General features: G+C 37.3%; 15 protein-coding genes. All 15 read right to left on the bottom strand.

Annotated features, from left to right (window positions below; genetic code table 11):
• Window positions 1-33: 33 nt before the first annotated feature.
• Window positions 34-1,293 carry a tetratricopeptide repeat protein gene (locus ATE47_RS02355; RefSeq protein ID WP_062160455.1) on the bottom strand — a complete coding sequence of 420 codons (1,260 nt, stop codon included), beginning with the start codon at window positions 1,291-1,293 and terminating at the stop codon, window positions 34-36.
• 16 nt (window positions 1,294-1,309) lie between these two features.
• Window positions 1,310-3,475 (bottom strand): type VI secretion system Vgr family protein, encoded by a 2,166-nt coding sequence (locus ATE47_RS02350; protein ID WP_062160454.1) that lies wholly within the window; start codon window positions 3,473-3,475, stop codon window positions 1,310-1,312.
• 237 nt (window positions 3,476-3,712) lie between these two features.
• Complete coding sequence (gene tssD / locus ATE47_RS02345) at window positions 3,713-4,123, bottom strand: type VI secretion system tube protein TssD (protein ID WP_082632458.1); 411 nt, start codon at window positions 4,121-4,123, stop codon at window positions 3,713-3,715.
• A 405-nt stretch (window positions 4,124-4,528) separates the two neighbouring features.
• Window positions 4,529-5,509, bottom strand: a complete 981-nt coding sequence (locus ATE47_RS02340) for a terpene synthase family protein (RefSeq protein WP_062160452.1) — start codon at window positions 5,507-5,509, stop codon at window positions 4,529-4,531.
• A gap of 276 nt (window positions 5,510-5,785) precedes the next feature.
• Entirely contained in the window at window positions 5,786-6,862 is a 1,077-nt protein-coding gene (locus ATE47_RS02335; RefSeq protein WP_062160451.1) for a DUF2931 family protein, read from the bottom strand.
• On the bottom strand, window positions 6,855-8,495 hold the full coding sequence (locus tag ATE47_RS02330; protein WP_062160450.1) for a T6SS phospholipase effector Tle1-like catalytic domain-containing protein: 1,641 nt from the start codon (window positions 8,493-8,495) through the stop codon (window positions 6,855-6,857). Before ATE47_RS02330 ends, ATE47_RS02335 begins: the two co-directional genes overlap by 8 nt.
• Window positions 8,496-8,497: 2 nt before the next feature.
• The gene (locus tag ATE47_RS02325; RefSeq protein WP_062160449.1) at window positions 8,498-10,435 is read right to left on the bottom strand and encodes a type VI secretion system Vgr family protein; all 1,938 of its coding nucleotides are present in this window, start codon (window positions 10,433-10,435) and stop codon (window positions 8,498-8,500) included.
• A gap of 41 nt (window positions 10,436-10,476) precedes the next feature.
• On the bottom strand, window positions 10,477-11,346 hold the full coding sequence (locus ATE47_RS02320) for a lytic transglycosylase domain-containing protein (protein WP_062160448.1): 870 nt from the start codon (window positions 11,344-11,346) through the stop codon (window positions 10,477-10,479).
• Window positions 11,347-11,419: 73 nt separating this feature from the next.
• The gene (locus ATE47_RS02315; protein ID WP_062160447.1) at window positions 11,420-13,918 is read right to left on the bottom strand and encodes an ATP-dependent Clp protease ATP-binding subunit; all 2,499 of its coding nucleotides are present in this window, start codon (window positions 13,916-13,918) and stop codon (window positions 11,420-11,422) included.
• 281 nt (window positions 13,919-14,199) lie between these two features.
• Entirely contained in the window at window positions 14,200-14,601 is a 402-nt protein-coding gene (tssD, locus tag ATE47_RS02310) for a type VI secretion system tube protein TssD (protein WP_062160446.1), read from the bottom strand.
• A gap of 189 nt (window positions 14,602-14,790) precedes the next feature.
• On the bottom strand, window positions 14,791-15,750 hold the full coding sequence (locus tag ATE47_RS02305; RefSeq protein ID WP_062160445.1) for a hypothetical protein: 960 nt from the start codon (window positions 15,748-15,750) through the stop codon (window positions 14,791-14,793).
• A 148-nt stretch (window positions 15,751-15,898) separates the two neighbouring features.
• Window positions 15,899-16,402: a hypothetical protein gene (locus ATE47_RS02300; protein WP_062160444.1), complete on the bottom strand. Its 504-nt coding sequence runs from the start codon at window positions 16,400-16,402 to the stop codon at window positions 15,899-15,901.
• 177 nt (window positions 16,403-16,579) lie between these two features.
• Window positions 16,580-17,416 (bottom strand): hypothetical protein, encoded by an 837-nt coding sequence (locus ATE47_RS02295; protein ID WP_062160443.1) that lies wholly within the window; start codon window positions 17,414-17,416, stop codon window positions 16,580-16,582.
• Window position 17,417: 1 nt separating this feature from the next.
• Window positions 17,418-20,642 carry a glycoside hydrolase family 19 protein gene (locus tag ATE47_RS19335; protein WP_062160442.1) on the bottom strand — a complete coding sequence of 1,075 codons (3,225 nt, stop codon included), beginning with the start codon at window positions 20,640-20,642 and terminating at the stop codon, window positions 17,418-17,420.
• Window positions 20,643-20,664: 22 nt separating this feature from the next.
• Entirely contained in the window at window positions 20,665-21,168 is a 504-nt protein-coding gene (locus ATE47_RS02285) for a DUF4280 domain-containing protein (RefSeq protein ID WP_062160441.1), read from the bottom strand.
• Window positions 21,169-21,192 lie beyond the last annotated feature (24 nt).

Genomic DNA, 21,192 nt, shown 5'->3' with positions numbered 1-21,192 from the left:
CGCTCTGCTTATTTTTTTGAAAGACAAAATTGTCTAATTATACTTCGGCTTTTCCACACTCACCGTCCAGTCTTCGCCAAAATAATTTTTCATTTCGTTATCTAATGTCGTTTTTTTGTCTTTGTCGCCTTCATATTTAATGTAAAGCATGGATGCTACAAATTTCAAACTGCTTGATTCCCTTGTTGAAGGTTCCATTAGTTTTGCTATGTCGAGACATTTTTCGAAATATTCGATCATTTTATCTTTCGTTAAAACCGTATCGTTTAATGTTCCTATAATCCTGTAACATTCGATGGCCATTGCATGTTCGCCGATTGTCTGGGCTACTTCGGCAGCTTTTTCGAATGCCTGCTCTGCCTTTGATTTTTTTGAATTTCCCAACAAATAACTCCCGTAATTCATGTACATCTGAACTTCCAGCGGGGAATTGGGTTCTACTTCTTCAAATATTGTACGGTACGTATCTTCTGCTCTTTCCTTTTTTTTATCGGCGATATAAGCCTGAGTCAGCATAAAATAAGCTGAGATTTCTCCCTGTTTGTTTTTCTGTTCTTTGGCTAATTTTACCGCATTTTTCAATGCAAATTCAGCTTCTTTGTATCTTCCTTTACTTAAATGATTACTTGCCGTAAGAATCTGCTGCTGGAAATCCGTATCTACACTGTTTTTCTTTCTATTGGTATGAGCTGCCGTATTTTGCATTAATTGATGAATATCAACCTCAACCCTAAAACTATGTGCTGATGAATTGTCCGGTAAGGTTTTGTACTGATGATGTTCTGCCCAAACCAGCTTAATATCCTGATTTACTGACTTTTCGCAGAGTTCACACCATTCTTTTACCCAAAGTGATAATTCTTTAATATCGTTGATTCTCACCGGAGCGATGTACAAATAGATCTTGGAATCTTTAATATTCGGAAAGTTCTTTTTTAAATCTAATAAAGGAAAAAACGCTTTATAAGCATCAGTTTTAAACTTATTATCAGCAGCATTCAGCTCCCATTGCGGAATATTTTCTTCGCTTTTTTCCAGTAATTCATAAAATTCTTTCCATTCATCAAATAAGCTTTGACCGTAAGAATCCATGCCGTTAAATTCCTGATAATGAATTAAAAAAACATCTTCTCCATCATAATCCTCAGACAATCTTGATTTTATAAATCCATCAAAAAGCTCGGTTTCATGTTTTTCGCCGAGACAGATGAACATGGGTTTTTCTTCGTTTTTTGAAACGACATTGTGCCATTGCCTTTTTAATTTTACCAACTCCAGATCTACAGGATTCATTAGTTTTAAATTAAATTTAATTCAGTTTTACAGTTCCACTTACGATATTGGTTTCGCTTCCACCTCCGATGTTGATCTTTGCACTGCTCAGATTCGCTTCGGTTTTTGCTCCCATGGAAAGCGTTGTAGTTCCTACATCCAGTGTAGTGGGTTCAATACCGATTCCCGAAGTAGGATCTCCACCTTCCGGACCTACGCCCATGCCAATGCTCGCCGTTCCTGCAACACCAATGTTATCGCCTTGAACAAATATTTCTTTTCCTTTGATTTGGATATTTCCATCCTTATCCATGAAAATCGAGCTCTGACCGCACGTCATGGTAATGGTAATCTTACTGGTAACACTTATATTTCCGGCTCCGTCGAGAAAAACGGAGTTTTGATCTTTATCTACAACCGTCATTCCACCGCCGTCGTCGAGACTGATGGTATGACCGCTTTTGCTGCTTAAACTTTTAATATTATTTCCGGCCCCACCGCCTCCGCCAACTCCGCCGTGGAACATTCCTCCCATGACAAAAGGCCTGTCAGGATGCTGATGTGCAAAATTTACGACCACCTGATCCCCAACTTCCGGAACAGCCATAAAGCCACGGTTTTTGCTTACTTTTTCGCTTCCACCGCCGTCTGGAGTCATTACACGGATGTATTCTGTAGTGGTAGAGCCGTTTTGCCAGTCAAACTGAACCTGAACTCTTCCCTGATTTAAAGGATCTGTATTTGAAATTACTTTTGCAAACTGTGCATCCGCTTTCGGAGTCTGAAATTCCGGTCTGGGAATAAAGCCCGTATCTGAAGCAATGGCATCGAAAGTCCCTGTGTAATAACCTCTTGCATCCACTTCATGGTTTACTTCCGTGATCATTAATTTGGTGAAATAAGAGGTTTCGCTGCTGTCGGTTTTCCGCATTTCAATATCTGCAATGCAGCCCGGATATAAAAACGGAACCGTTGTATTTCCGGAGGTTACAAAAACATCAGAAGCCTTGCTTCCTGCCGTTCCTTTTTGGGAAGTTTCCACATCCATGAAAGATGATGCCTTGATTGGGGCAACCCTTAATGAAGGTGTTGTAAAGGTTTTTTCTGAAATTTCATAAGCGCGTTTTGCAATATCTGAAGTATGGGAAATTTTTGAGCTTCCGGTAGTCAGTTTTTCGTTTTTACTGCTGTTGTAGCCGTAGAAACTTGGATTGACATGCTGTGCTTTCATTCTGATTCTAACATCATTAACACTGCTTCCATACGTTAATTTCACAGGTTTTTCCTGTGGTGGTAACTTTCCGAAATGAAGGACTTCGCCATCGTAATAAAACTGTTCGCCATACGCTTCTGCCATTCTCGCCAGATAGTTGTAATGCGTTTCTTCGTATTGTGAGCTGTAGGAAACATTGCCGTGCTGAGCATCTACTCTGACATCAAATTTTCCCTGTCCCAGACCTTCTTTTATGACCTGATCTGCAATACTGTTTAAGCTGATTTCCTGCGTGCCTCCAAAACTTTGGATATGCGGGGCAGAATCTAAAAGAATCGTAGGACTATTGCCTGTGAGAACGATATTTCCCAAGCTGCCTTTTTCCTGGCTGAAGCCAACTTCCGTGATGACTCCCACGAAACTCCTTTCCGGGCCGTCTTCAACGTCTTTATATTTGAAAACTACGGTTATTCTTTTGCCAAGAAAATTCTGGGCTTCTTCCAGATTGTGATTTTCTGCACTTCCTAATGTGTCGTGAGCCAGCGTAATGCTGAACTCATGGTGTCTGGTTGCACTTTGTTTTAACTGAAAATGTTTAAAATGCTTTACTGCTTTTCCTTCTACTACAATATCGAGCTTCACCACACGGTTGATACCCTGAATCTGGCTTTCGGGAATTGCTTTTGCATTGTGTATTTTTGAAGTCGGCTGCTGAGACCAGACTTTATCTTTAACTAGAGTGGGCGTATTGGGCTGTAGTTTTTGATTCATCAGCATTCCGGATGCGCCCTGAACAACACCTGTATAAGCCTGTGCCTGAGCCAGCTTTTGAGTTGCTTTTTGAACAGTTCCACTTGTTTTCTGCTGAATTTTTTCTGAAGCCTTGCTTATCGCCTGGTTTTTGGCCATTTCTTTCATTTCCCCGACCTGTTTTGTCATGGAAGATTTTCCTGAAGAAGGCACTTTTGGCGTATTGTCATCCTGAAACATAGCCTTAAATTTTGATAATTTGGTGTGTTTTGTTTTAAATGCTAAAATTTATTCGATAAAAAATCAAATAAATTTCTATTAGTCAAACTTTAATTTTATTATTGATTTTACAATCATTTAAATTTAAAATTTTGAAATAATTTAGTTTCAAAAAAGAAAAAAACAGAATAGCTGACTCTGTGAAAGAGCTGCACTATTCTGTAACCAATTTTATTTTTACTAAGATGATTGTAGTTTTTAGTTACTACCTCCAGGCCACAGACCTGCGTATTTCGAATTTCCGTAGTCGATCGTTTCAGCGCTTACGATGAAGCTGATCAACATACTGTTTTCGTCTACAGCATCGAAGTCTACTTCGTGTTGGATTACATATCCGTTTTCCCAAGTCAAAGTAATTAAAGTACCTTCTTCGTGAGATTTGTTGAATGTAACTTCACCTGTGGTAGGCTTGTATTTTCCGTTTAATAAGCTTTCAAGGATGTCAGATTTTTCAGTAGCTTCCACTGTAAGTTTGATAAGAGCGTTTGAAGGGTCTGAAGCTACTCTACCAGAAACATCTGTAGATCTTGATACGCTGTAGTTTAGCTTTAATAATTTTAGACCTTCGCCGCCGTTGAATTTTAAGATTCCTCTTGAATTTGCTGCCATGATTTGTAAATTTTAATCGTTAATATTTTGTGATTTGGTGATTTTGTTGAGTCAAAGATAGACTTCATATTTTTAACCTGAAAGCTTTTAAATATTAATTTTATTTTTTGTAGTAATACTACGATTTGTTGTAGTAATTCTACTATAAAGGGAAATAATTACATATATAAACAACTAACAACCAATAAATTAACAACAATAAAATCACGATAACTCAACTATATTTTCACACTATAATGGGAAATATTAATAATTAATTAAGATAATTTTAATGATTATTAACATTTAATATAATATTATTAACCCGCTATGCATTGTATAATGCTAACGTAATTATTAATATTCCTATCAAATAATACTGCTGGGCTGTAATTACAATGGCAAAATCTGGTTCCTACTAAAAAATTACTGTTCATAGTCCATATCCGAAAAGGAGAAGGTATCGTAATAACGATTAGTATCGTTCATTGCCCATTCATGGTTGCCGCTTGACATTGCTTCTAGAGCTTGTACATAGCGTAAAAGCTCACTGTCCGTTTGAGGATCTACAGAAGGTAATTGTAATTTTAACTCTTGAAACCTGACCAAAGCCTTATTATGAATATCGAGTATTTCATCAATAGCTGACGAAAATGTAAGTTGTCTGGCTTCCCTTAGTAGGGAAATCAGATTACTAATACGATTTTCAGCCTTTAACTCTTTACCTAAAGAATGTAGCTCATTGGCTAATGCGGGGACACTAGCGGCGATATGCATAAGCTCCTGCACCACCGGGTTTTGGTATATATAGTGGGGCAAATGAAACTTAGTTGCTAGCGAGACCATAGAAAGACATACACGCCCGCCAGAAAAATAAGGACGCTGATGTAAAAAATCTTCCAACTGAAAATATTCATTGTGATCTAAATGTTCGGCTTCCTGAATCCAGGCCTCAAAATAGTCTTTCATTTCCTGAATATACCATGTGAGCCACTCTGAGTCTGCCCTTTGCTTAAAGCGTTGCCATAAATCTACAAAGCAGGCCTCAAAAACATTATCTTTTTCAAATGATACAGGTTCATTCTGCAAAATATCCATACACGTTTTATAAAGCCCTTCTACATAGGCTTTCTGTTGGCCTACAGGTACTTTATCACAGATATCGTCAGCTAAAAAAAATAATGTGGTCCAGCAGCAAGTCAGGAATAAACCCTCGGGATCTGCGGTAGGGTATAGTCTTGCCGAAAACCAGTTTAGTTTCCCTTCATCAAATTGCTTTGCAGATTCTTCGGAAGGAAGCAGATTAAATTTTTTTGCCCAATCAAGGGCATCCTCATTGATTTCTTCAATAAATGGGTTTACCCCATAAGAGAAAGGGTAATTAAGCTTAAGAAGTACAGCTTTCATATTATTTCATTATGGATTAGATGAAAAATATTTGTACTTAAATTACTTGTAGGACAAGTCAAATGTGCTAAAGTTTTCAGTTTCATGATTTTGATGGTTTTAGTTTTTAGAATACTAATATATCATTATTATGAATAACGACAATATTATTTCACTTAAAATTGATATTTAATATAAAACATTAACTACCAATGTGTTAATTCAATTTTCAACCAAAAAAAATCCGATAAATATAAATTTAACGGATTTTTTATTTAAAAAGTTACGGGAGCTCTGTTATTTATAAGAATCTTTAAAAGTAAAATTACTTGGATATATCCTTGTACTGTCGATTTTTATAGGATGTCCCATTAAAAGAACATCAAAACTTTTGTTATCTGAAGCGATTTTTAATTCTAATTTAAAATTTTCACCTGCATTTTCAAATTGATCATCGGTTTCAGCCCAATTAAAAAAAGCACGGCCTTCGAAAGCTTCCCCGTTTCCTGTTTCCCAGAAAAAAGAAATCTCCCTTGGAAGCGCCCTTTCTTTCATTGGCGGATTTTGTACCCATGGACGAAGCATACCTTCTCTTTCACCATTATAATATTCGGTGAGGATGTTGAATAATCTGAAACCTTTATTTTCTGAAACTACTGTCGGAGTCCATTTGTAACGGGTCCTGTATTTGTCCCACATCAATGGTGAAGCATCGGCAATGAACATTTTCTGCTTGATTTCGTCTCTTGTTTGCGAAATTTTAGAGAATAGTTTATCTGCATATTTTTTATCGTCTTTTACTACCTCAGCTTTAAACTCTCCAAGCTCGATCTGCGTATACCCGAAACGCAGCCAGACAACGACCATTCCCTTTGGTGCAAAACCAAAAATAAGGTCTGTAAATTTGTCATAAGCCATTCCCAGCTTATTGTATTTTTCATCATAATCCGGCTGATCTTTTCTGTTGATGAATTCTTTCAAAGGTTCATCAGAAGATTTGGATTCATTGGTTGCATAGGCTCTTTGAACGAGATCCTTGATTTTATCCTTTGGAAATTCTGCCTTCAGGTGATAAAAAGTATCTTCATACCTTGAAAAATAGACAATATCTGCACCAACCGGCGTCCCACTCTGTTCTGTAAAACCTTTTCCCGAATCTCCCCAGGTTCCCGATGAACTTCCGTAAGGCAAATGGGAGGGTACATTTTCCAGGGTAATAATCTGATCTTCAACCGGGGTCACCAGATATTGATTACCAGGGTGCGAAATCTGTACATTATAAGTAGGTAAAGGCATGTCATTTTTCTTCATATCCTGACAGTTAGTAAGCTGGAGCATTCCCAGTAAGAAAATAAAAATTTTTAGTTTATCCATTTAATATATACCTTTTGCGTTCAGATGCAGGTCTGGCTCCTGATACTCTCGGCCCCATCCCGAAGGTCGCCATATTTGCAGACCAGTGGAGATAAGTATGTCTGAGTTTTTTGAGATCTTCGTCACTTATTCCGGAATCAAGGTAAGAAAACTCTTTGGATTCTTTGATATATTGTGCCGGAGAAGGTTTTTTGCCTTCATTATGATTTTTCACATATTCATTCCTGCAATTGTTGCATTTTGCGATATAATTGATCAGCTGACTCCCGACGTTTTGTATGAAAGCATCTTTAATTTTATGATCACTTTCGAGATTTCCGTCGTATTTTACATCAAACTGTTTAGAATATTCAAACATGTGGTATAACGAAACTTTGTTGTACTCATTTGATACCTTTCTTGTCCCCCAAAGCTTGTACTGAGGATCTACATCATGAATGTGCGGACTTTCCATTTCCACCCGGATTTCTTCAGGATAAAACCATCCTTCTTCGATTAAAATCTCCCTGAACCTGTCGCATTCTGTCCTGCTGCTTTCATTTCTGTATAACAAAACTTTTTCTTCAGCATTATTCACATATCCGCCTCCGATATCGGAATGTACTCCGGGTAAGGTTAATTGTAAGCCTTTAATCCCCGCACTTTCAATATTGGTAAGGCTGAAATTGTCCCTGTATTCATCCGATGAGGCAATCTGTAGGACGAAAGCTCCGTTTTTAACAGCATTTAAGCCTAATTGTTTTGAATCATCATCAATAATACTCAATCCGAAAAGTGAAGTTCCTTTATGATTGGCTCCATAAGATGCAACAGTATCGTATAATCCTACAAAATTGAACTTAATTTTATTGATGACAAGATTATTCCTCAGCAGACAGGCCCCGAAATATCCATAGCTTAAAAGTGGAGAATCTGCTTTATCAATCACAAATTCCTGCTGTACATTTTCTTCAGTTTTTGATTTTTCATAATATTCCGGCGGATAAATCATCACCTGATTCTGAAAAAGAGGCTCCATATTGGCCGGATTGGTTGCAACGTGCAAAAAATGACGTGCTGCAGCAGCTCCACGGCTGAATCCGTAGACATTTACAGTGAGAACATCAATAGTTTTTCCTGAAAATTTTGACCGAAGAATTTCCGCTCCTTTGATGCAGCCTTTTACTACTTTTGCTTTAATTCCTCTTTCGCTGGTTCCTAATCCCGCCCCGCGAACCGGCAAGCCTAAAGTATCATTATCCGATTTTAGGTCAACTGTTCCTATCCCTTCCACATAGTACGAAACCTGATTCTGCGCATTAGAATCAATGGCATCATATCCTTTGGCTACATTACTAAAATCATTGGCATAGCTGTCGTTCCCATTGGAAGAAGAGTGTTGTGGTCCCGCCTGAGTATTGGTTTTATTGTTTAATGTTCCGTCAAAAAATAAATTCAGACTTACATCAATGGTATTAACAGGCTTATCATTGGGATGAATTTTCTGGGCCGCATTGTAGCTGACACCCGTTTCCAATCCTTTCTGCTCAACTGTTGCTGTGCTATTATGATTGATTCCTTCTTTAGCAAAGGTTTTATAATCACCTCCTGTCTGGGTGATCGCTTTGCCTTCTACAAAATACTCGATGCTCATTTTTAGTGATTTTTAGATTTCTCGCCACTATTATTTTGCACTTCTTTTTCTGCGTGATGCTCTACCTTTCCCTGGCTGCTTACTTCAACTCCTTTAAGGCTTGTTAATTTATGTTCCTTTTCACCATACACTTCCATGTCACCTTTTACGTAATGGCTCATTTTCCCTACTACATTTGTCATGAAATCTGCTCCTGTTGTCAAATATTTCATAGAACCTACACTTTCTGTGTGATTGGCCATGATAGTGTCTGATTTGTTCATACCGACATTGGTTGTCATGTTCATACCTACGTTGATATTCATATTTTTACAGTTCAGGGTCATGGTTTCCGGGGCAGTAATGGTGATATTGCTTCCGGTGGTATCAAGGTGAATTTCGTTTCCAGATTTATCAGTGATGATAATGCTTTCATCCTCGGTAAAAATTATTTTGTGTCCGCTTCTGGTCTGGATGGATTTTACTCTGTTATCCGGGCCGCCGCCGAGACCTACAGCTCCATGAAACATTCCTCCCATTACAAAAGGTCTGTCAGGATGACTGTGAACAAAATTTACCATTACCTGATCTCCCACTTCCGGAATTGCTACATACCCTCTGTTTTGGGTTACCAGCTCTGTTCCTCCCGCATCGGGGCTCATCATTCTGATAAAATGTGTTGTATCATTGGTCTGCCAGTCGAATCTTACCTGCACTCTTCCCTGTCCTTCAGGGTCTGTATTGGAAATTACCGTTGCTATCTGAGGTTCTGCTTTTGGAATTTTAAACTCAGGTTTCGGTAAAAATCCTGTGTCTGAAGCTATTCCTTCAAAACTTCCGTGATAATGGCCGATGGTATCAATTTCATGAGACACTTCCGTTACCATAATTCTTGTAAAATAAGAAGATTCATTGGTGTCAGGCTTGCGCATCTGAACATCTACCACACAACCCGGATGTAAAAACGGCACTGTAGTATTTCCCGATAAAGAAAATACATTCACTGCCTGGCTTCCGGATGTGCTTTTTTGAGAATATTCTACATCCAGATGGGTTGATGCCTTGATTGGGGCAACCTGTAAAGCTGGAGTTTTATAAATTTTATCATTGTGGGCATATGCCGTTTTTGCCAGATCACTTACATGCTGAATCGGAGTTTCTCCAGATTTCAATTTTTCATTTTTACTGCTGTTGTATCCGTAGAATTGCGGTTTTGTGTGTACCGCTTTTAATTCAACTTTAATATCATTGGCGCTGCTTCCGTAGGTTAATTTAATTGGTTTATTCTGAGGAGGAAGCTTTCCGAAATGAAGAACTTCACCGTCATAATAAAACTGTTCGCCATACGCTTCCGCCATTCTCGCCAGATAATTGTAGTGTGTTTCGTCATATTGACTGCTGTAAATGATCTGAGAATAATCATTGGTATCAACCCTTACATCAAAACGGCTTGAATCTATACCTTGTTTTATGACTTCATTGGCAATAATTCCCATATTCACAGGAGATGCACCTCCAAAGCTCTGAATATGAGGAGCTCCATCCAGTAAAATTGTCGGGCTGTACCCCGTTAAAACAATATTTCCGAGGCTCATTTTTTCCTGACTGAAACCTACTCCTGTGATAACTCCCACAAAAGTTCTTTCCGGGCTGTTATCAATATCTTTATAGGAAATTACGGCAGTAAGACGTTTTCCGAGGAATTTATTAGCTTCTTCCATCGTGTGGGTCTGACGGTCTTCCAATGCATCGTGGGCCAGTGTAACACTGAATTCATGATGACGTTTTGAGCTCTGAACCAGCTTAAAATGTTTATAATATTTAATGACTTTGCCTTCGATGACCAGGGAAAGCTTCACCAGCCTGTTGATTCCGGCGTGATGATTTTCTGAGATTCCATCAGCATTCTGAGATGGACGGAATGAAGGGCTTTTCAGTATATTTTGTGATTCTGTTTTCATATGGCTGTGATTTGGATCTGTTAAACATTATCGCTTAGTGTCTATTTAATATTGAGTGAATTTCCTTCTTTTATTGATCTTGAAAGTATTTTGTTTTTTCTTAATAAAAAATCAGGCATTAAATCTGTGGGAAGATATAATGTACTTGCACCTTTTTGCTGCAATTCTTCATTGATTCCGGGGTTCCATGAGAGAAGCTTTTCTACATCCACATCAAGCTCGTCTGCAATCACATTCAAATTAAATCCTGCATTAATATCCGTTTCTGCCAACTGGGAATTGTCTTGTTTACTTCCACCGTTCACAAGAAAAACCGTGTTCATTCTGGACGAATTGTAGTTACTTAAAACACTTTGCAGTTCTCCGGTTGCGTAACATGCATTGAGATATTTTTTAACGTGATTAATGGTTTCTGCCGGTAAATATTTGTAAAAAACATGATATTGGGAAGAATTTGCGGCTGTCATTGCCTTTGAAATGTTTCCCTCACCGCAGTTGTAGGCAGCAACTACCGTTACCCAGTTGTTATATTTTTTATACAAATTAGTCAAAGAAACCACTGCTGTTTTTGTACTTCTGTATAGATCTGTTCTGTTTTGTTCCGTAAGCCCATATTGATTGGCATGAGCGGTCATGAATTGCCAGACTCCCACTGCTCCCGCTCCCGAGGTAATATTCCTGTTGAAGTGGGATTCTATCAAAGCAAGATTTCTTAAATGTCTCGGCAGTCCTTTTTCAGCCAGAGAATATTCGATAAAATTTACAATATCTTTATTGGCATTAATAATATTCTTGTATTTCTTCACGCTGCTCTCCGATGTGTCTGATGCAGAAAGAAACTGTGCGTTGATGAAATTTGAACACAAAAACAACACTAATACTAGTAAAATATTCTTGTAATTTGGCTTCATTGTTAATATTTTTTAGATAAAATGTCAAAAAAATAGCAAAAGAAAATTGATATTGTCCCTCTGCAATTTATTCTTAGTCTACTTTCCAGTTCAACTTTTCCTCTTCTGTATTCCAGTCTACATCAATAATTTGTCCTGATTTTACTTCTTCTCTTACAATCATTTTCGAAATCGGCCTTGCCAACTGCGATCTGATCACTCCGGAAATCTGTCTTGCTCCATACTTACTGCTGAATCCGCCTAAAGCCAGGTTTTTCACAGCTTCATCTGTAATTTTCAAGGTCATTCCCAATCTATGAAGTGACGCATGAAGCGATTTTAATTGGATATTAAAAATTCTTTCCGCTATAGATTCGGTGATCGGTGCAAAAGGAATAATTTCCGTAATTCTTGCCAAAAACTCTGGTCTGAAACGTCCTGAATTCGACATAATCTGCATTAATGAAGATGATTCCGGTACTTTTCCTTCCTCAAACTGCTTTACAATTTCCTCACTTCCAATGTTTGAAGTGAATAAAATTAAGGCATTACTGAAATCTCCTTCTTTTCCAAGTTTATCATGAACTTTTCCTTCGTCCATAATCTGTAAAAAGACATCAAAAACCGAGTGATGTGCTTTTTCAATTTCATCAAATAAAACTACGGTATAAGGCTGCTGACGAATTTTATTCACCAACATACCCCCTTCCTCATAACCGACGTATCCAGGAGGCGCGCCGTATAAAAGTGCTGCCGAATGTTCTTCTTTGAACTCCGACATATCGAAACGAACCATCGCTTTTTCATCATTGAAAAGCAATTCTGCCATTGATTTTGCAAGCTCTGTTTTTCCGGTTCCCGTAGGTCCCAAAAGGAAGAATGAACCGATTGGCTGCCCTGGTTTATTCAGTCCGCTTCGGTTTTCAACAATAGCATCTGAAAGGATTTTCAAGGCATGATCCTGGCCGACTACCCTGTTCAATAAAAGACCTTCCATATTCAGAAGTTTTTCTTTTTCCTGAGCCTGGATTTTTCCGATCGGAATATTGGTTTTTGCCGCCATTACTGCTGCCAGTTCAAGACGGTCTACTTTTTCCCTTTTCTTTGATGCATGCTGTAAAAGCTCAGCATACGTATCTTCAATGATTTTCTGAATTTCTTCAACGGGCATTGAATTGTCGATTTGCGGTTGCTCACTTAAAGATCCCCACAAAATCGGACTGATTTTATCTCTTAATAAATTATAATTCCAGATTAATTCATCTGCTTTATCTTTTTCATCTAAATACTCTTCTTTTAGAATATTTTCATAGATTTCTTTCCAGCTTTGTAATTCTTTTTCTGAAAGCTCATCCAGCATTTTGATGGCCGCCATTGTTCTGTCCAGCAAATCAATAGCAGCATCCGGCAGTTTTTTCCCCTTTGCATATCTTTTTGCCAAACGGACACATTCCGGAAGAGCGGTTTTTTCAACTTCAATTCCGTGGTGTTTTTTATAACCTTCCAACAGAACGTCGATCATTTTAACACAGGTTTTTTCGTCTGGCTCATTCACTGTTAAAACCTCAAAACGACGGTTGAAAGCCTGTTCCGGCTCAATAATTTTCCTGTATTCTTCCTGAGTTGTAGCTCCGATTACGGTGATTTCGCCTCTTGCCAATTCAGGTTTCAGCAAATTAGCAACATTTCCGATACTTCCTTTTGGATCTAAAAGAGTGTGGATTTCATCAATAAAAAGAATTGCTTTTTCTATCTTTTTGCACTCGTTGATTACTTTTTTAAGACGGTCTTCAATTTCTCCTTTATAAGAAGTTCCAGCCAGTAAAGCGCCTGTGTCGAGTTCTAAAAGTGTTCCGTTTTTCAACATTTCAGGAACATTTCCTTTGATGATTTCAGTGGCAAAACCTTCTACCAAAGCCGTTTTTCCGACTCCCGGTTCACCAATGATAATGACATTCGGTTTACTTCTTCGGCAAAGAATTTCGACTAACATTCTCAGTTCTTTATCCCTTCCGATGATGTTTTCCAGGTCACCTTTTCTGGCTTGTGCCGTTCTGTCTACACAATAACTTTTAATGGACGGAAAAGAATTATCAGAATAATCTGAACCGTTTTTTGAAAGTAATGACGAAAAATTTCCGTTTTCCGAAATTTCGTACGGAGTATCTTTTCTATATAAATTGAAAATCTCATGTTCTCTAAGTGGCAGAGATTTAAGCTGTTGTAAAGTAAAAGCAACCTGTGGCTTTACAATTGCCGTCAAAACGCAGATAGGAGTAATTTCGTCCAAACCTAATTTTAAACGAATATCATCCGCTTCTTCTATAATCTTGTCTACTGCCTCATCTTCACCTACTTCATCCGGAAGATGTGTTGTTTTGGGGTAATCTTCAATCCGCACATCCGCCCATTCATAAAAATATCCCGGATCTTTATCAATATTTTTCAAAAATTCATTAAGCCCGATATCTTTGTGCATAAGGGCTCGTAGAATGTGTGGCCCTCCATACGTTGCGTTGTAATTTTCCCTCGCGATAGACTGTGCAATATGAAAGAGCTGTTTTACAGTTTCATTGGTTACTAGTACTCCCATCTTGTATTTTTATTCAAATTAATAGTATCTGGATTGGTCGTAATTCACCGATTATGTTTTCGCCTAAACTTCAGCAAAAATTAATCCATAATCGTCTGAATTTTTACAGTTTACTAAGATATTGGTTTTTTTTCATAAGACCTCATGTATCTCTTATAAAAGTGACATATTAACATTATTTAAAACATAAGAAAAATTTTAACCAGCTTATTCTGAATGGTAAAAAAAGACCGCCTTATTGGGACAGTCTTTTTTCTATGAATGTTAATGGTGTGTAATTTTTAGTGTGGCCATAGACCTTCGAACTTAGAATTTCCGTAATTGATGGTTTCAGCGCTTACGATGAAGCTGATCAGCATGCTGTTTTCATCTACCGCATCGAATTCCACTTCGTGCTGGATTACATATCCGTTTTCCCAAGTCAAAGTAATCAAAGTACCTTCTTCATGAGATTTGTTGAAGGTAACTTCACCTGTTGTAGGCTTATACTTCCCGTTTAATAAACTTTCTAAAATGTCTGATTTTTCGGTAGCTTCTACCGTAAGTTTGATCAATGCATTGGAAGGATCTGAAGCAACTCTACCTGAAACGTCTGTAGATCTTGACACACTGTAGTTTAGCTTCAATAGTTTCTGACCTTCACCTCCGTTGAATTTTAAGATACCTCTTGAATTTGCTGCCATAATCTGTAAATTTTAATCGTTAATAATATTTTGTGATTCGGTGATTGTGTAACAAAGATAAGATGGTTAATTTTTGTTTGAAAATTTTTAAATGCCATTTTAAAAATTTGTAGTAATTCTACGATTTGATGTCGTAATTCTACGATAAATGACTTAACAATTGCTTAATATTCCTTTATTTAAAGAGAATCATGACAATTCCTGAATGGTAAGAAATGTAGTATTTTTCACACCGTACTGGGAAATAATATGCTTGATTTCCAGTTCTTTCACCAATCCGGTTTTCATATTTACAACATATTTTCCGTTGAAATCAATACCGTTTTTGGGCTGATTATTTTGTTCAAGCACAATTTCATCAATGTATTGCTTGTCCATCACTTTCTGGAGAACTTCAATCGGAATATTTTCCTCGCCTATTGTTTGTTTAATTAAAGATTTTCCATTTTTGAAACCATTTCTCAAATCTGCGAAATATGTTTTAATGAAAATATCTTCTCTCATTCTCCTGTCAAACATATTTTTATCCAAAACTGCCAGCTCAAATTCATCCAGATAAATTTTTGCGTATTGATCAGGAAAAAGATCGGCAAGACGCTCCTTATTATCTTTGAAATTATAAATTGTCTCTTCCTTCAGACTGACATTGATAACTCCACCTTTCTCATCGGTTTTTATAACAATCGGGTTCAGCGAACGAATACATTCCGATGCCAAATCTGACATCATGCTGCCCTGTTGATCTGAAAAATTGTTTTTAAAAAGCTGAAAAATGTGAAAATTTTCTTCCTTGCCGATCCATTTTAAGGAAACGGTGTATAAAAGGACATTGCTTTTCTTCTCAAATTCTGTTTCTTCGATTTCTTTATTTATTACTGAAAATATTTTACTGAAATTTTCAGGTTTGAAAGGCAATTCAGGATTGAGTTTGGAGTCTTTGAATGGTGCATCATTTCTGCTGTTGTATTCTTTGATTGTTTTATGGTCAGGAATGAGAAGTTTTTTCCGCGGAATCAGCTTATCATGAATGATATCTTCTTTTGCACAATGTGCATTGTGAAATTCTTTAAGGTATTTTGGGTTTTCCAGGTTAATTTCTTCAGATATACTTTCCAAAGTTTCTCCGGAAAGAATGAAGTGAACGATCATATATTTTTAGTTTTTTGGCTTAAATCAAATTTATCTAAAATTTTTACTTTACAAAAGGATTTTACATGTATTTAATTCTAAAAATTAATAATTTAATAAAAAAAACGACACACAAAGATTGTATACCGTTTCTATTAAATTTTAAAATCTATTTCTGCTTATTAAATTCAAGATATTTTTCCGAACAGTCAAAATGCTGGTAAGGATTCATTGAATTACCGGTATTCTGGATCACCATTTTATCGCCTTCTATTGAGGCACCAATCTCACCCATTAAAATTCCTGCATCGCCGATTGAAGCGTTTCCTGAAGCAATCACTTTAGTTTTATCGAATATTTTAAAGGATGGTTTGCCGTCTAAATTTTTGAGTTCTATAGAATATCTTCCATTTTCACAGCCATTTCTTGCAATATATTTTCCTTCAAACGAAGTATTTGTAGAATCTTTTTCAGCAGATTTGTTTTCAGATTGAGCAATCTCAGGGTTTGCTTTTACAGCATCCGGTTTTTGGGAAATAGAGTCTGTTTTTTCCGACTGAAAGACGCCGGCAGAATCTGCAGCTTTGCTTTTGGTATGGGTTTCATTCTTTTTACATGAGATCACCACAAGCCCGGCCACAAGGCAAAAGCTGATAATATTTTTTTTGATCATAGGTTTATTTTACGGTTACAAGAATCATCAATATAAATGCCAAATTTATCATTCAAAAAACTAAGAATCTTTAAAAATAAAAAATTTTCAAATTAATATCTTTAAAATAAATTTATTTACAAAAAAAGAGATCATGCTTATAACATAACCTCCTTAATTAGTTTTGATTAACAAAATTTATGGATAATAAACTTTTATAATTTTACCTGATTTGTACACTTCAATCTTATCAACAGGACCTTCCGGGGAATAATTCCACTCACCGTCTTTCAATCCGTTGACGTAATTTCCGTCTTCAATAATATTTTTATTGTAATCAATTGAATATTTTTTCTCGATCCAATAGCCGTTTTTTACATGATTGCTGGTCTTTCCTTTTAGTTGATATTCATATCCGTTTTTTTCTTTCCCCCACTTTTTATCAATGGCGGGAACATCAAAATAATCTAAAAAAGCACCATTTTTCACCTGAAACTGAAGGTTTTTTCCCGTATCCTGCCGCTTTAAAACCATTTGAACTTTATCTCCTTTCACTTCGCAATGCCTTTGATAATTTTCTTCGGATTTTAAATCTTCATACACAACCATACTGTTGTAAGGTGTATTTTCATTTTCATTAACTAATAAAATACATTGATATTGGCCATCTTCATAATTAATTTTTGCGTAATAGGATTTAAACGAATTATTATTAATCGTAAAATCTTTATATGGATAAAACTGCAGCAAAGAATCATTGGATGCCACAAAAATATCCCACATATAAGGTCTTTCCACCTCTCTCTGCAAACCGTTTTTCAGAAGACCTTTCAACTGTTTTATTTTTTCATTATCATTAATCTTTTCTCCGATTGCTTTTAAATCCACTGAATTAATTACAAAAGAATCCGGCAGTTTTTCGGGCGCAGATTTTAACTCAACAGGTGAAACCGCAGAAATTTTTGCTGAAGCCGGGGTTTCCGACTTACAGTCTTTCATCTGAAATAAAAAAAGCAGGCAAAAAATAAACTTCATGTTATATCTCTTTTAAAGTTGGCGCAAACCCTTGAATATGCAAGTGGTCATTGTGATTTTTATCCTTGTCATGCGTACAGTGATTCAAAATCTTTTCATCTTTCTCACCATAATTCTGGGACAGCATACTCTTCCACCCGAATTTGTACAAAGCATCATTAAAAGTATTCTGCCTTGTTTCGTCCAGGCCTTTCCAGCCGGTTTCCTCGCCACTGTTGAAGAGGTCCGTCATTCCTCCTTTTTTATCGGTTCTAAGGTATCTCAAATCTCCGTTCATCCCGTTTTTGTGGGACTTACTTCCTCCGACAGATTCCCCTTTTTCATTACTGAAACCGTTGAATACGAAATCATCATAATTGCATTCCAATAACGCGCCAAACAACCCTGCCATCGTCACATCATTCATATAATAACGGCTTGTATTAATGGTCATGGTAAAGCCTATCGTGCCTTTTTTATAGGTATGCTTTACGTTTCTGATATCAATTAAATAAATATTTTCCGTGTCTTTTCCGAGCTTATCTTTATAAACCCCGCCGTAATTTTCCTTTACCTTGACCAATTTATATTTACCTAAATCATGCACCGTTCCGGCACTGTCGTGGTAGAAATAAGCAGCTGTTTCACGCTTCTCATTTTTATACTTATACTGAATTTCTCCCGAACTCTGAATATGATATTCCACATCGGCATCACCGGTATTTGTCGCCTGACATTCATCGGTTTTCAACACTTCTTTTATTTTGGCAAGAATAGTTTCCCTTGCCGCAACATCATCTGTGGATCCGTGTACAAGCCTCGTCGTTTCTTTGAAATCACCTTTCTCAGCAACGGTATTCAAGTCTTTTTCACTGCCGTTATTCAATAGAACACCGTGTTTCCAATACCACCCTGCAGAACGTGTTGCGAGGTCAAGATCGCTTAACAACAGATCAGGATCGGCTACTAAGTCTTTTCCAGCATATTCACCAAATCTTCTGTACCCTTTTTTTCTTGTAATCTGGATGAGACCGCGACCTCTGTATTTATACCCGTCACCACTGGCTTCATCACCGTTTTCCGCGATTCCGCGATATACATAATTTCCTAATTTTTCAGGACTTTTAAAAAACTCGCTCGGATTGGAATACAATCTTGGGTGACTGGATTTTGACCAAAAACTATGCAATGCACCTTCGGTTGTATAGTATAAATTTTCGTCTGCTCTTGAGAAATAGCCTGTTTCTTTGGTGATTTGAGTTAAAAAGAAAGCTTTTTTAACGCAGGTGTTTATTTTAAATTCCTTTAAAGTTTTGTTTAAGGAAGTAAGGAAAGTTTCAATAGTCGGAGATCCGAAACTGTTTGTCCCTTTATCGAATAACTGGGCAACATCGGGGTACATTTTTTTAAATTCATCCACTGTGATCGCAGCTTCACATCTCGGGCACTTTTTGGCAACTTCGAAATAGGCTCCGTCCTTTTTCAGGAATTCACCTTCATGTTTTTTAAGATTTCCGGTACATTCTGCTTTTAACCATAAAAATTCCGTTACTTTTTTAAAAACATCGAAAGTCACTTCCTCATCTTTATTGTAAACTTCTTTGGTGAGCGCTTTTACAATGGCTTCTGTTTTTGCTAATTTTTCCTGTTTAGCCAGTTCATCCTTGATTTTATTGGCGATAACTCCGGCGACTCTTTTTTTCTCTTCAGCTGTAGCCGTTTTATTGGTTCCCCCGAATTTATATGTGTGAGTTCCGTCTTTTTTTCCGCTGAGCTTCTCATGCCATTCTTTTAAAGTCTCATCGGATTTCGGGCGAAGTTTTATTTTTACTTTTGCAATACCGTTTTGAGCGGTTGCCTTTAAAGTGGTCAATTCTGCCCCGTTTTCTTTGGCTTCCATCACGGGGAGATTAGCGTCTTTTGCCATTAAATATTCTTCTTTTTCTTTAATATTAATACTCACTTCCTTCCCATCAAGAAGCATCGTTTTTGCAACTACAAATAATTCTTCTTCCAGCGGTGCATTGTTGATTCTGACCATAATTGGTCCTAATTTGTACAACGGAAAAGAGATGGATTCGCCTTTTTTGTAGGAAGTTTTGGTTAAAGCATTTTTAATATCATCGAGTTTCGCGTATTTCTTATCTTTTTTTACGGCAGGATCTACCTTTCCTTTGATAATTTTCGCGATATTTTCTTTATTAATGTTATTATTATCCCTTGCAAAACCGTAGGTATGAGTTCCGTCTTTTTCATCGGTCGGTTGTGTAAATTCTTCTTTAGCAAAAAAAGCATCCAGTAAACCTTCTGTTTTCGGTTCTTCCACAACGCTTGTTGTTTTGCCCTCCGGTTTTTCTGCGGTTGGTTTCTGTTCCGGCTCTACAGTTCCTTTTGTTTCATTTACAGCGTCAGGTTTTTGAGAATTATCACCGATTCCGCTCTCTTCTTTTTTGGAAACGGGCTGCTGAGGCTGCTGATTATTGGTATTTGTAGGCGTATTATTTTGACTGGAGCCAGAAGTTGGTGTTTTTGCATCAGAAGCTGGCTGTTGTGCAGGCTCTTTATATTCCGGATTTTGAATATCTACGTTATTGGTAGCATGTTTTCTGTTTCTGTAGTATTCTACGGTAACGTAAAATTCAAGCTTTTTGGGCTCGGTTTCTCCATTGGATGCTTTTTGCATTAAAGCTTTGGTTAAAGCAAATTCTGCGGTGGCAACTCCAGTCCTGTTAACTAAAACTTCTTTACTGTCAATAAAAATATTTTTAGCATCATGACCATCTCCGGCTGCATCATCTTCCCAAAGTGTGAACAATAATTTTTCACCCGATAGATTGACACACTGGGCTTTAGCTATTAATTTTTCATTATAGCTGAAAACCGTTCCCGGGGAATCATCTGCATAATGCAATTCCACTTTATCGATTTTTGGGATCCCGGCGGGTTGAGGCGTAATATCTATTGTTGTGGAACCATGTCCTTCCGGCTCATGAAGATAAGCTTCAAGCCGGTATGTATTTTTAGACGCCACTTCACCGAAAGTGAAACTGCCGTCGCCTACTTTTTTGATATTGGTTGTTGTATAACTTCCGTTTGAGCGTTTTTTAAACAATTCCCAGGTAACAAGAGCCGGATTCTGCTCTGCTTTCGGGGTTCCGGGATACCATTCTTCAATTTTATACAGCGTTTTTTCTCCTATTTTTGGAGAAGGATTTCCGGAAATTCTTGAAACTCCTGTTTTTGACATAGAAAGTGTTTTTTAGATTTAATTAATAAGCATCGATTTCACTTTCCAGGACAGTCTCTTTGAAGTCCTGCATTTTCACTAGCGGATTAATATGCTGTACTGTTTTGTTGTCAGCATTTTGTACGCTTTTTTTACTCATTTCTCCGCGTTGCCCATGATCTTTAATGGTAATTTTTCCACCGATCACACATTGCAGCTCAGAAACTTCAGTCACTATCTTTTTACCCATGATCTTTACCTTATCATAGGTTTTCTGCCACTTTCCGGCCGGAGCATAAGAACATGGCAAATATCCACCGGAACTCGGTTTCAGCTTGCATTTTCCGAAACTTGGTCCGGGAGGATTGAACTGGAGATCATTTTCAGTGACTCCGAGAAAATCTGCATTTCCATCAGAATCATTCCAAAAATGTTTCTGGTGGGTAGTGACTTTATGCTGAGGGAATTGATCTCCCTGGTTGCATTGGGCCTTACCTTTTTGAACGACAAAATGTTTGCCTTCATGAGGAGATGATTGCTGTGACATAATACTGTGATTTTGGGTAATACC

This window comes from Chryseobacterium sp. IHB B 17019 (assembly GCF_001456155.1).
GTDB lineage: Bacteria > Bacteroidota > Bacteroidia > Flavobacteriales > Weeksellaceae > Chryseobacterium.
Note: the sequence above shows the minus strand (reverse complement) of the source record. Positions and strands in the feature narration are given on the sequence as shown.